Source organism: Actinomadura kijaniata (genome assembly GCF_014138665.1).
In the GTDB taxonomy this organism is placed as follows: domain Bacteria; phylum Actinomycetota; class Actinomycetes; order Streptosporangiales; family Streptosporangiaceae; genus Spirillospora; species Spirillospora kijaniata.
Window position 1 is genome coordinate 221,064 of the sequence record NZ_JACJIA010000015.1, and the last position, 12,246, is coordinate 233,309.

The following is a 12,246-nucleotide window of genomic DNA, read 5'->3' on the forward strand; positions in this document are numbered from 1 at the left end:
GCGACGACGCCGGTTTCACCCCGGCCGGGAGATTTCTCGCGGAACCCGCCGTCAGAGCTCGACGCTGCGCAGGTTCAGGCCCAGGGCCCGGAACTGCTCGACGGGGCGGTGGTAGCCGCGTTCGATGTGGTGGACGCCGCGCAGCGTGGACGGGCCCTCGGCGACGGCCGCCGCCAGCACCGCCGAGAACCCGGCGCGGATGTCGGGCATGGTCACGTCGCCGCCGCGCAGCTTGGTCACGCCCCGCACGACCGCCGAGTGCCGCGCGCCGGTGTCGTGGTAGCGGCAGGCCGGGCCGCCCAGGCAGGTGTCGTACACCTCGATCTCGGCGCCCATGCCCTTCAGCGCCGGAACGTAGGCCAGCCGGTTCTCGTACACCGTCTCGTGCAGCACCGACATGCCGTCGGCCTGCGTGAACAGCACCATCAGCGGGGTCTGCCAGTCGGTGGCGAACCCGGGGTGGGTGTCGGTCTGCACCGCCGCCGGGCGCAGCCCGTGCGGCGCCGACGCCATGATCCAGTCGTCGGTGATCTCGAACCGGGCGCCCATCCGCGCCAGCGTGGTGATCGGGGTGACCAGGCGGTCCTGCGGGCAGCCGTGCACCCGGACCTCACCGCCGGTGACCAGGCCCGCGACCAGGTAGGAGAACGCCTCGATGCGGTCGCCGCCGAGACGGGTCGGGGCGCCGCCGAGCCGTTCCACGCCCTCCACCACGATGCGGCGGTCGGGGCTGAAGGAGATCCGCGCGCCCATCCGCTGCAGGAACAGCGCCAGCTCGATGATCTCCGGCTCGGTGGCGGCGTTGCGGATCACGGTCTTGCCCTGCGCCAGCACCGCCGCCAGCAGCACCGTCTCGGTCGCCCCGACGCTCGGGTAGGGCAGCTCGATACGGGTGCCGACCAGGCGTTCGGCGCGGGCGTGGATGCCGTCCTCGGCGATGATCACCTCGGCGCCGAAGCTGCGCAGCGCCTCCACGTGGAAGTCCACCGGCCGCCGCCCGATCGGGTCGCCGCCGACCAGCGGCACGAACGCCTCGCCCGCCCGGTGCAGCAGCGGGCCCAGCATCAGGATCGGGATGCGGTTCAGGCCGGTGAACGCCTTGTCGACGCTGGGGTCGGTGACCGGCCCCGGCACGATCGTGATCTCCCCGCCGGAGCGTTCCACCGTCATCCCGACATGTTCGATCATGGCGGCGGTGATGCCGACCTCGCCGACGTCGGGCGCGTTGCGGATGGTGCTCGGCGCGTCGCCGAGCATGGCGGCCACCATGTGCTTGCTGACCGCGTTCTTGGCCCCCCGCACGGTCACGTCGCCACGCAGCGGGCCGGACGGTTCGATCTCCCACAGCTTCTCGGTCACCCGTGCAGCCTATGGGCCGCTCCGCCCATCACCAACCCGGTCACCGTGGTTTCACCCGTCCGCCGCGTTCCTGCTACCGTGACCGATCATGTCCGGTCCCGAGGCGTCCAGAGCCTGACCGCCGGCCCGCCGGCGGTCCCTCCGCCGTGCCCGCCGGCCGCTCTCCGCGCGGCCGTGCCCCCTCTCCTGAAGGCGTTCCGGACGATTCCCGTCAGCGGTCGTTGACCGCGCCCCTTCAGCCCTGACGCGCCGCCGCGCCCTCCCCTGCCCTTTTTCCGGCATCCCTCGACGGGAGTGTTCGTCATGCCGTTCGTCATCCATGTCCTGGGGCTGGCGGTGTTCGCCCTGGGCACCTCCGAGTTCATGCTGTCGGGTCTGCTCCCGGCCATCGCCGCCGACCTCCACGTGTCCATCCCGCACGCGGGGCTGCTGACCTCGTCGTTCGCCGTCGGCATGGTCGTCGGCGCGCCCGTGCTGGCGGCCGCGACCCGCCGGCTGCCGCGCCGCAGCGCCCTGCTGTGGTTCCTGGTGGTCTTCGCCCTCTGCCATGTCGTCGGGGCGCTGACCGGCGACTTCACCGTCCTGCTGGCCACCCGCGTGGTGAGCGCGCTGGCCATGGCGGGCTTCTGGGCGGTGGCGTCCGGGACGGCGGTCGCGATGGTCGCCCCCGGCGCCCGCGCCCGCGTGATGGCCGTGCTGGTCGGCGGCACCAGCCTGGCCTGCGTCGCCGGGGTGCCCGCCGGGGCGGTCCTCGGCCAGCTGTGGGGCTGGCGGGCCGCGTTCTGGGCGGTCGCGGCCCTGACCCTGCTGTCGGTCGCGGCGATCGCGGCGCTGCTGCCCGCCCGCGACGCCGCGCCCGCCGACGCGGGCCTGCGCGCCGAGCTGCGGGACCTGACGCGCCCGCCGCTGCTGCTGTCCTACACGGTGAACGCGCTGGTGCAGGGCGCGACGTTCTGCACCTTCACCTACCTGGCGCCGCTGGTCACCGAGACCGCCGGGCTGGCCGAGGGCTGGGTGCCGGTGCTGCTGGTGCTGTTCGGCGGCGGCGCGACCCTGGGGATCACGATCGGCGGGCGCGTCACCGACGCCCGTCCCCGGACCGTGCTGGTCTGCGGGGCGGTGGCGCTGACCGCCGGCTGGGCGCTGCTGGCGCTGACCGCCGGGAACCCGGTCGCCCTGGTCGCGCTGGTCTTCGTCCAGGGGATGCTGGCGTTCGGCCTGGCGCCCGCGCTGACCTCCCGCACGTTCGCCCTGGCCGCCGGGGCCCCCACGCTGGCCGGCGGGTTCGTGACGGCGGCGTTCAACGTGGGCAACACCCTGGGCCCGTGGCTGGGCGGCCTGACGATCGACGCGGGCTGGGGCTTCCGCTCCCCGGTCGGGGTCAGCCTCGCGCTGATGCTGGGGGCCCTGGCCGCCATCGCCGCCGCCCGCGAGGTCAGCCGCGTCTGACCGCGTCCCGCGCCGCGATCACGTCCCGCACGGCGTCGACCACCGCCTCGGGGCACTCGATGTGCGCGTACTGGTGGGAGGCGCCCGCCATGATCCGCTGCTCTCCGCGCGGCACGGCCGCCGCCATCGCCGCGTGGAGGGCGCGGAGCCCCTCGTGCGCCCCGCGCAGGAGGTCCTCGGACAGGATCTGGGCCCAGTAGGGGTTGACGCCGTCCGCCGTCAGCACGACCAGCGGAACGTCGGGCAGCGCTCCCCCGCCGCGCAGCTCGTCGTAGATCTCGGTCTCGAAGTTGGCGGTCTCCTGGACGCCGGTGCGCCAGGAGGAGAGGTGGTGCTCGACGAGCGCGTCGCGCGCCTCCTCCGGGAAGTCGGCGTACAGCCGTCCGAGCTGTTCGCCCGCGGCCCGGATCTGCTCCTCGTCCAGGTCGGGCAGCGCCTCCGCGTCCGGCTTGGCCTGGTCGCTCAGCGCCACGGCCTCGGACGGCACATGGTCGTTGATGTCCTCGTGCCCCGGATCGACCAGGACGAGCCCGGCGACCTCGTCGCCGTGCAACTGGGCGAAGCGCCGCGCGTAGAACGCCCCCAGCGAGTGTCCGACCAGCACGTACGGGCCGGGCACCCCGGCGACCCGCAACAGCTCCCGCAGCTCCCCGGCGACCCCGGCCGCGCTCCTGGGCAACGCGACGGGGTCGCTCCAGCCCGTCCCGGCACGGTCGTAGACCACGCTCGTGGTGAACTCGGCGACGCGTTCCTGCACGTCGACGAAGTCCAGCCCGACCAGCCCCGCCCCGGGCAGGAACACCACGGCGGGCCCGCCGCTCCCGCTCCGGCGCAGCGCCAGCCGCCGTCCGGCCACCTGATGGGTCCGTTCCATTCGCACTCCTTCGACCGTTCGCAACTCTGCGAACGGTAACACATGTGCGATCATTGCAGGGTGACCACGCTGGATCTCCTCGCGCACCCGGTGCGCCTGCGCATCGTCCACGCCATGGCCGACGGCCGGACCCGCACGACCGCCGAGCTGGCCGACCGCGTCCCCGGCGCGCACCGGGCGACGGTGTACCGGCACGTCGCCGCGCTCGCCGAGGGCGGCGTCCTGGAGGTGACCGACGAACGCCGGGTGCGCGGCGCGGTGGAACGCCACTACCGTCTACGCCACGACCGGGCCGTGATCACCCCCGAGACGGCCGCGGCGATGTCCGCCGACGACCACCGCCGCGCGTTCACCGCCGCGATGGCCGTCCTGCTGGCCGAGTTCGACGCCTACCTGGACCGCGACGCGCCGTCCCCGGCCGGCGACGAGGTCGGCTACCGCCAGCACGTCCTGTGGCTGACCCCCGCCGAACGCGCCGACCTGATCGAGCGGATGCGCGCGGCGATCACACCCCATCTGGGCAACGCGCCGGGCGACGGCCGCGCCCCGCACCTGCTGAGCCCGATCCTGTTCCCGACCGGCGAACCGGCCCGCTGATACGGTCAGGCCGCGGTGCCGACCACCCGGTGCGGCGTCAGCCGGATCACGATCCGGACGGCCTCCGGCGGAAGGTCCAGGTACTCCTGGCCCGCGCCCGGCCCCTCGTAGCGTTCGGCCAGCTCGACGGCGAGCCGCCGCCCCTCGTCCTCGGCCACGGTGGCGGTGCCGCGCACCTCGACGTACCGCAGCGGGTCGTCCATGTCGAACACGGTCAGGCTGGCCCGGGGGTCCCGCCGCAGGTTGCGGTCCTTGCGACGGCCCGCCTGCGAGGAGACGAGCAGGTCGTCGCCGTCCCGCCCGACCCACACGACCGAGGTCTGCGGGCTGCCGTCGGGGTTCACGGTGGCGAGCACCGCCGGGTTCACGCCGTCAATGAGCTTCCGCGCCGAGGCGCCGAGTTCGATCGTCACCCGGTGAGCGTAACGACCCGATCCGCGGTTTTCACCCGCGCGGATGATCTCCGGCGGTGGACAATCGGATCATGAGCACTGTGACGGCGCTGTACCGCTACCCCGTCAAGTCGATGCTGGGGGAACGGCTCGACACGGCGGACCTGACCGCGACCGGCCTGCGGGGCGACCGGGCGTGGGCGCTGCTGGACCGGACGACCGCCAAGGTCGCCAGCGCGAAGAACCCCCGGCTGTGGCGCGCCCTGCTCCAGGCCCGCGCCTCCCTGGACGGCGACGCCGTGCGCATCACCCTGCCCGACGGCACCCTCGTCTCCGGCGACGAGGAGCTGTCGCGCTGGCTGGGCAGGCCCGTCACCCTCTCCGACACGCCCCCCGACGGCGCGGAACTGGACCGCGCCGTCCCCGAGGAGGTCCTGGCCGAGGGCGTCACCGCCGACGTGGCCGTCGAGCAGATCACGATCGGGGCGGGCGCGCCGCCCGGCGCGTTCGTGGACTTCGCCCCCGTCCACCTGATCGGCACCGGCACCCTGCGCGCCACCGGCGCCGAGGCCGTCCGCTACCGCCCCAACCTCGTCGTCGACACCGGCGCCGCGTACGAGGAGAACGCCTGGGTGGGCCGCACGCTGCGGGTCGGCACCGCGGTGCTGCGCGTCATCGCCCCGACCCCGCGCTGCGCGGTCCCGACCCTCGAACACGGCGACCTGCCCCGCTCCCCCGACGCGCTGCGCGTCCCGGCCCGGGAGAACCTGGTCGAGCCCCTGCCGGGCATGGGCGACCGCGCCTGCGCCGGAGCCTACGCGCAGGTCGTCCGGCCGGGCCGGATCTCGGTGGGGGACCGGGCGTCGTTCGAGACGGGCCGCTGACCGTCACCAGGTCTCGTGGTCGATCCCGGTCGTGACGATCCGCAGCGCGCCGAACGCCGCGTACGGCCGGTCGTGCGAGCTCATCCCCCCGTACAGCGGCATCGGCACCTTCGGGAGCAGGTCGAGCACCGCGTCGATCCGCCCCCGCCCGGCCGCCCTCCGGAGCAGCTCCACGGTCGGCCCCTGCCGCTGCGCCGGGGGGATCCGGGCGATCTCCGCGTACCCGCGGGCGAGGTCCTCGTCGACCGGCTCCTCCGCTTCCGCGACCGCGAGGCCGTTGCGCTCGGCCCAGGCGTGCAGCAGCTCCGTCTGCCCGTACTGCCGGAGCAGGCGTGTCACCACCCAGTCATCGAACCAGCCCTCCGCGTCGCGCAGGACGCGTTCGGCGAGGTCGGCCCTGCCCGTGCGCAGCGCGTAAGCGACGAACGGGACACCGGCGCCGTGGCCGGGGTCGCCGGTGCCCTCGTCCAGCAGGGCCCGCGCCTCGTCCTCCCGCCCGCACTCCAGCAGCGCCCACACGATCGGCAGGCGATGCTCCCCCGCGCCCCGGTGCTCGCGCAGCACCTCGCGCGCCCTCCCGAACCACCGGTCCGCGCGCTCCCGGTCGCCCAGCGCCGCGTACGCCCCGCCCACGGCGGCACCGGCGCGGGCCCGGTCGCCCCACTCCATCGCGTACCACACCGGCCCGCTCCACCGCTCCTCGCAGGCCGTCTCGTGATCGGCGAGGAGCGAGCGCGCGTCGTCCCGTGGCCCCGCGGCCGCCAGGACCATGGCGGCCGCGGCCGCCGTGAACGGGCGGCGGCCCTCCGGGGACGCCTCGACCAGCACGCGGACGCCGTCCGGTTCTCCGCGCCGGGCCCGGATGAGGGCCGCCTCGTGCAGGGCCTCGCCGGACCACGGAAGGCGGTCCACGCCGAGCTCCACGACCGCTTCGAGGAAGGCCCGGAACAGGTCGTCCACCGTGGCCGGGCCGGCCGGTGGCCACCGCTCGGGCTCCGGCGCCCGGACGGTACGGCCCCGGAACGGCTTCAGGTCCTCGCGCAGCGGGCCGTCGACCCGTTCCGCCGCCGTGGGCGCGTCGGGGAAGACGTCCAGCCGTCCCCAGTGGACCGGCCACGCGTGGCGGCCGTCCACCGCCCACGCCAGCGAGGCGGCCAGGTCCGCCTCCCTTCCGGGAGGGGCGATCGCGACGCCCTCCGGGAAGGCGACGGCCCAGGTCTCCTCGTCGAGCGCGAACGTGGGATTGGGCCCCCGCCCGATCTCCTCGCCGGCGTCCCCGCCGTCGAGGAGCAGCGGACGCGGCGCGGCGGGCTGCCGCAGCAGCGTGAAGTCGCCGACGACCTCGCCGGTGTCCGCGCGCAGGAAGCGCAGTACGGTCGTCCCCACCGCCACCAGGACGTCGTCGGCGCCCCAGTGCAGCCCGATGGCCTTGTCCGGGGCGTCGAACGCGCGCAGCCGCTCCGCGTGCTCGTCACCCAGCGACCAGACCTCGATCCGGCCGTCGACGGTGAGGCACGCGGCGCGGTCGCCGTCGGGCGCCCAGGCCCAGGTCCCGACCACCAGCTCACCGTCCGGCGCCCGGACCGCCACGTCGAGGTCGTAGCGGTGCCGACCGGTCCGGTCCACGATCCCGACGCGCGGGCGCTCGGCGTCGCGCGTCACGGGGACGACGACGGCGAGCCGGTTCCCCCAGGCCAGGTGGACGGTCTGGTACGGCACATCGAGGTACCCGGGGCCGGTGGCGATGTCCCGGCCGGTCGCCGCATCCGCGATCACCAGCCCGCCGTCGCGGTGGTAGGCCAGCACGGTCTCGTCCCGGCTCCACGCGGCGGGCCCCTCGCTCTGGACGATCCAGGCGATCCCTCCCGAGGCGACGTCGATCGAACAGACCCTCCTGTCGTGCAGGCTTCCGTACAGCCGCTTCCCGTCCCGGGACCAGACGGGCTCCTTCAGGACGAAGCCCTCCTCGTCGTGGTCCTCGTCCTCCGCTGCCTCCTCCTCGTCCACCACCGGCACCGTCGTGGTCTCCAGGCTGGAGAACTCCACGATCGAGCCGTAGGTCTCGGAGCCCTCGTCCATGACGTACGCGCGCAGTCCGTCGGGAGAGACCGCGAACGGGTCGGGGCGGCCGTTGTAGGTGAGGCGGACGGTCGCGATCGGCTCGGTGCCGGAGCCGAAGGGGTCCCACACGCCGACGTTGCTGGCCCGGTACTCCACGGCGAGCCGGGTCTCGTCGGCCGACCACTGGATCGTCCCGCCGTACCAGGGCCAGCCGATCCCGCCCACGATCCCGTCGATGACGTTCACGCAGCGGCCGGTGGCGACCTCCCAGACCGCCAGGGTCGCCCCGGCCTCGTAGTCGTCGCCGCCGAAGTCACCGACCGCGAGGTAGCGTCCGGACGGGCTGAGCGCCTGCGAGGTGATCTCGACGCGGTGCGCGTCGGGATGGCGCAGCACGGCCCCGCGCTCACGGATCCGCTCGGTCGCGACCCGGTGCGCCTCGGTGACGCCGCGGGCTCGCTCCAGTTCCCGCAGCGCGGCCCGCAGCGGGGGCAGGTCGCGCGCGGGCTCGAACGCGGACCAGTCCTGTGCGTCCAGGGCGTCCAGGACGGCGCGCTCCGTCACCTCGATGATCTTCATGGCCGACGATGCTAGGGGGCGTCACCGACACCCGTCCGGCCGAGCGCGTGATCGACGGCTTGCACGAGTTCGGCGCGCAGGTAGGGGCATTCACGCACCGGGTCGGCCCGCGGGCAGGTCAGCAGGTGCTCCAGGAGCCGCTGGGCGTTCCGCAGATCGGCGATCCGGCCCTTGATCGTCTCGATCGAGGAGGTCAGCACCTCCCGGCCCGAGGGTCGGTCGGCGGCCGGATCCTCGCCGACCAGAACGGCGGTGTCGGCCAGGCTGACCAGGCCGCGATGGTGCAGACACCGGATGAGCGCGAGCCAGCACAGCTCGGCGTGGCCGTAGTAGCGCACGTTCCCCCGGCGTTCGGCGGCGGGAAGCAGGCCCAGGTCGTCGTAGTAACGCAGCGTTGACACCGGCACGCCGAAGCAGCGGGCGACCTGGCTGATCGAGTAGCGCTCGTCCGTCATGCCCCCATGTTGCGCTCAAGCCGACTTGAGCGTGCAGGGTGAACGTCGATCCGCAACCGACAAGGGAGCAAACGATGCGCACTCACGCTGTGCCGGTGCTGGTGGTGGGCGGCGGGCCGGTCGGGTTGTCGACGGGACTCTTCCTCGCGCACTGGGGCGTCCGGCCCCTGGTCGTCGAGAAGCGGGACTCGATCTCGGCGGTCCCGCGGGCGAACACGAGCCTGCGCACGCTGGAGGTGTTCCGTTCGATCGGTCTCGGGGCGGCGCTGGAGGAGGCCGGCTGGGAAGGCGGCCCGCCGATGCGGATCCTGTTCCGGGACCGCGGACTCGGCGTCACCCTGCACCAGGCGGAGCTGCCGGAGCGGTACTCCAGGATCCTGGAGACCTGCAGCCCGGTGAACCCCCGCCTCACGCTGACGCACGACCAGATCCAACGGCTGACCTCTGACGAGCTGCGCCGCCGCGGCGGCGAGATCCGCTTCGGCGCGCGCATGGTCGACCTCACCCCGGAGGCCGACCACGTGCGCGTACGGATCGTCGACACCGCCACCGGCGAGGAGTCGGAGGTCACGGCCGACTACGTCATCGGCGCGGACGGGGCGAACAGCGACGTGCGCGGACGGCTGGGCATCACCATGCCCGACCGGGAGGTCCTCACCCGCCTCAACACCGCGTTCTTCCGCGCCGACCTCGGCCCCGTCCTGCGCGAGTGGGGGACGCACATGTGCTTCGCGCGCAACGAGCGGGTCCACGCCACGCTGATGTCGAAGAACGGCCGCGACCAGTGGTCCTCCCACATCCTCGACTACCCGGGCAAGCCGGACCACCTGGCCGACCTGACCGAGGACAGGACCATCGCCCTGCTGCGGGCCGCGATCGGCGACGAGACGATCCCGATCGAGCTGCACGCCGTCAACGCCTGGGAGGCCGCCCTCGGCACGGCGTCGTCCTTCCGGCAGGGCCGGGTCTTCCTGGCCGGTGACGCGGCCCACGTGCAGAGCTCGGCGGGCGGGCTCGGCATGAACACCGGCATCCAGGACGGCCACAACCTCGCCTGGAAGATCGCCGCCGTCCTGCGCGGCCGGTCCGCTCCGGCACTCCTGGACACCTACGAACCCGAACGCCGCGCCGCCGTCCGGGCGTCCCACGCCCTCTCACGCGGAATGCACCAGGGCTACCGGTCACCGGAGGGCGACCCGAGCACCCTGTACGACGAGATCGCCGTCGACTACCTGCGCGGCATGATGTTCTACGCCTACCCACCGCATGACGACACCGAACCCGACATCGCGGCCGACGCGATCCTCCCCGGCCACCGCTTCCCGCACCGCTGGGCGCGTTCCACCGGAACCGGCGAGATCTCCACCCTGGACCTGGCCGCCGCACGCTGGGCACTGTTCACCGAACCGGACGACCACCGATGGCGGACGGCAGCCACTTCCCTCGGGATCGACCTGCACGTTCATCCCCTCAACGATGTGAACGACGCCGCGCTGGTGAGGCCCGACGGTTTCGTCGCCTGGCACGGCACCACGGAGGAATCCCTCCGGCACGCGCTCCACGACCTGGGGCTGCGGACCACCCCCGAAGCCCAGCAGAACGGTCCTGGACTGAGGCGGTGAATGCCTGGACGATGAGTCGCGTGATGTCCAACGGTCGGCGCTCCGGGCGGTGATGAGGCTTGTTGCTGATCGTCTGGACCGGGCTGGGAATCGTCCTCGTCCCTCTGCTGATGGGAGCCGGGATCGCCGGAGCGGTCACGCTGGAGGGGCTGTTCGGCCCCATCGGCGCGACGGCCGGGCTGGTGGTCGGCACCGTTCTTCTCATCGTCGTGGGCCGGGCCGTGAACAGACACGGCAACGAGCACACGCTCTACGGCATTCCGGTCCAGCACTGGGCGTGGATCCAAGGGTTCTTCGCGGTGTTCAGCGTGGTACTCATACTGATCGCCTAGAAACGGGAAAGGCCCCGCCGGTAACGGCGGGGCCTTGTGTTTCCCCTTCGCCACAACCACCGAACGACCAACGCAGGCGATCGTCATCATCGAACGCCGCGATTTCACAGATGACTCGCAGGCCCACCGTGATCATGCGTGTCGATGCCAGGGCCCGTGGTCTCCACCCCTGACGACCGCGCTGCCGCGATCGCCTCGTCAGCAGCGCCGAACCGCGTACGAGGCGATGGATGACATGGCCTCGGGCTGGCGGCGACGTAGCCCGTGGCCACGGCCGATGCCGGCCTAGGCCCACCACGCTCTTGGAGGCCGCCCCTGCACTACTCGAAGCCATCCTCGCGCCAGGTCACCAGCACCGACCGAATGCGGAACAGCGTTGCCGACCCGGATTGCCCGCCACGTCCCCGGCGGCCCGGTCGCCCACCTCACGATATGACCGCATCACCCCATCCGGGTCGGGCCAGCTCACCAGCTACAACCCTGGCAAGCAAGGCCGTGACGAAGTCGCGAGAAAAGGGATGGCACGACAGCGCAGGCAAAGACGATCATCTAGAGGGCCTGTCCGGCGACGCGGTGGAGGGCGATTGCAGGCGAAGATCATCGTGCAACACGTGAGCCTGGGCGCCAAGCGGCATCGAGTGATCCGCCCCGCCAAGCCGTTGAACAACGCTGCACTCCACGACCATGGCCTGAACAGCTACGACATGTATGTCGACCGCGCGGACGGGCGACGGATCGGCACACTCTGGCTGCTCGCAGCACGCTCCCCACGCTCGTTGGTGTACCTGCCGATGCGCACCACTCCCCCTCCCCCCGAAATCGGCTGCGACTGGTTTCCGGAGGGGCCACTCGACCTGGTGCTGCTACACCACTCGTTGCAATTTCCGCCCTCACGCTGGAAGCGGGTACGCGAACGGATCACCAGAGCCAACACCCCTCGCGAACTCCGAACCGCAGGCGTACCGGACAGCGGCCTCCCCACCGATGAGGAGACCAACTATCCGGCCTTCAACTACCGGGAGAACAGAGACGTCCTCCGTCAGCACAGATACGCGGAGACCCTTTTCTTGACCGGCAGTGCCGCCGCTTTCCGAGAAGCGGCCCGCCACTTCTTCGCCGTTGCCAAACATGGCCCGCCGACCGCAGCACGTGACTCCCTCTACCTACCGGTTGGATGCAACTACCACGTTTGTCGCCAGTTCTACTGGCCGCACCTCGACCCCCGCGGCAATCAAGAGGTTCACGTTGCGTACTGCCCCACTTGGACACATTGACCACCACCGAGCACATCCCGACCCAGAAATGAGAAAAGGCCCCGCCGGTAACGGCGGGGCCTTTCCTAATATGAGTCCGGCGGCGTCCTACTCTCCCACACAGTCTCCCATGCAGTACCATCGGCGCTGAAGGGCTTAACTTCCGGGTTCGGGATGGGACCGGGTGTTTCCCCTTCGCCATAACCACCGAACGACCCACGCACAACCCCTGTGAAAGGGCTGGCAAGCTCATCGTCCGAGCGACTCAGGCTCGGTATTTTATTGTAGCGGTTCCCGATTTGTTTTCTGGGAACCACACAGGGACGCGAACAACTTTTCATGCAGCGATTGGTTTGAACGTATCGTGTGTTCAAGCCACTCGGCCTATT

Annotated in this window: 11 protein-coding genes and 1 rRNA gene; 6 read left to right on the top strand and 6 right to left on the bottom strand. The window is 72.3% G+C overall.

Going from position 1 to position 12,246, the window contains the following annotated elements; translation table 11 throughout:
- Window positions 1–51: 51 nt before the first annotated feature.
- Entirely contained in the window at window positions 52–1,359 is a 1,308-nt protein-coding gene (gene murA / locus HNR61_RS40030; RefSeq protein ID WP_182848356.1) for a UDP-N-acetylglucosamine 1-carboxyvinyltransferase, read from the bottom strand.
- Between the two features lie 303 nt (window positions 1,360–1,662).
- Here murA and HNR61_RS40035 point away from each other — a divergent pair, with 303 nt between their 5' ends.
- On the top strand, window positions 1,663–2,808 hold the full coding sequence (locus tag HNR61_RS40035; protein WP_182848357.1) for a Cmx/CmrA family chloramphenicol efflux MFS transporter: 1,146 nt from the start codon (window positions 1,663–1,665) through the stop codon (window positions 2,806–2,808).
- Here the strand turns inward: HNR61_RS40035 and HNR61_RS40040 are convergent.
- Window positions 2,795–3,682, bottom strand: coding sequence for an alpha/beta fold hydrolase (locus HNR61_RS40040; RefSeq protein ID WP_182848358.1), 888 nt, complete (start codon window positions 3,680–3,682; stop codon window positions 2,795–2,797). The two genes, HNR61_RS40035 and HNR61_RS40040, sit on opposite strands and share 14 nt — an antisense overlap.
- 60 nt (window positions 3,683–3,742) lie before the next feature.
- Here HNR61_RS40040 and HNR61_RS40045 point away from each other — a divergent pair, with 60 nt between their 5' ends.
- Window positions 3,743–4,279 carry a helix-turn-helix domain-containing protein gene (locus HNR61_RS40045; RefSeq protein ID WP_182848359.1) on the top strand — a complete coding sequence of 179 codons (537 nt, stop codon included), beginning with the start codon at window positions 3,743–3,745 and terminating at the stop codon, window positions 4,277–4,279.
- A 5-nt stretch (window positions 4,280–4,284) separates the two neighbouring features.
- Here HNR61_RS40045 and HNR61_RS40050 read toward each other — a convergent pair whose 3' ends face one another.
- A complete protein-coding gene (locus HNR61_RS40050) occupies window positions 4,285–4,692 on the bottom strand; it encodes a PPOX class F420-dependent oxidoreductase (RefSeq protein ID WP_182848360.1) in 408 nt (135 codons plus the stop codon).
- Between the two features lie 71 nt (window positions 4,693–4,763).
- On the opposite strand from HNR61_RS40050, the gene HNR61_RS40055 reads away from it, so the two are divergent.
- The gene (locus HNR61_RS40055; protein ID WP_182848361.1) at window positions 4,764–5,555 is read left to right on the top strand and encodes an MOSC domain-containing protein; all 792 of its coding nucleotides are present in this window, start codon (window positions 4,764–4,766) and stop codon (window positions 5,553–5,555) included.
- A 3-nt stretch (window positions 5,556–5,558) separates the two neighbouring features.
- Here HNR61_RS40055 and HNR61_RS40060 read toward each other — a convergent pair whose 3' ends face one another.
- Both HNR61_RS40060 and HNR61_RS40065 read right to left on the bottom strand, forming a co-directional pair.
- A complete protein-coding gene (locus HNR61_RS40060; RefSeq protein WP_182848362.1) occupies window positions 5,559–8,195 on the bottom strand; it encodes a WD40 repeat domain-containing protein in 2,637 nt (878 codons plus the stop codon).
- 11 nt (window positions 8,196–8,206) lie between these two features.
- Window positions 8,207–8,650: a MerR family transcriptional regulator gene (locus HNR61_RS40065; protein ID WP_182848363.1), complete on the bottom strand. Its 444-nt coding sequence runs from the start codon at window positions 8,648–8,650 to the stop codon at window positions 8,207–8,209.
- Window positions 8,651–8,724: 74 nt separating this feature from the next.
- Here HNR61_RS40065 and HNR61_RS40070 point away from each other — a divergent pair, with 74 nt between their 5' ends.
- The 3 genes from HNR61_RS40070 (at window position 8,725) to HNR61_RS40080 (ending at window position 11,878) form a co-directional block, all read left to right on the top strand.
- Window positions 8,725–10,272 (top strand): FAD-dependent monooxygenase, encoded by a 1,548-nt coding sequence (locus HNR61_RS40070; RefSeq protein WP_182848364.1) that lies wholly within the window; start codon window positions 8,725–8,727, stop codon window positions 10,270–10,272.
- Window positions 10,273–10,331: 59 nt separating this feature from the next.
- A complete protein-coding gene (locus HNR61_RS40075) occupies window positions 10,332–10,604 on the top strand; it encodes a hypothetical protein (RefSeq protein WP_182848365.1) in 273 nt (90 codons plus the stop codon).
- 584 nt (window positions 10,605–11,188) lie between these two features.
- On the top strand, window positions 11,189–11,878 hold the full coding sequence (locus HNR61_RS40080; protein ID WP_182848366.1) for a hypothetical protein: 690 nt from the start codon (window positions 11,189–11,191) through the stop codon (window positions 11,876–11,878).
- A gap of 74 nt (window positions 11,879–11,952) precedes the next feature.
- Here the strand turns inward: HNR61_RS40080 and rrf are convergent.
- Window positions 11,953–12,069, bottom strand: a 5S ribosomal RNA gene (gene rrf / locus HNR61_RS40085).
- Between the last annotated feature and the right edge of the window lie 177 nt (window positions 12,070–12,246).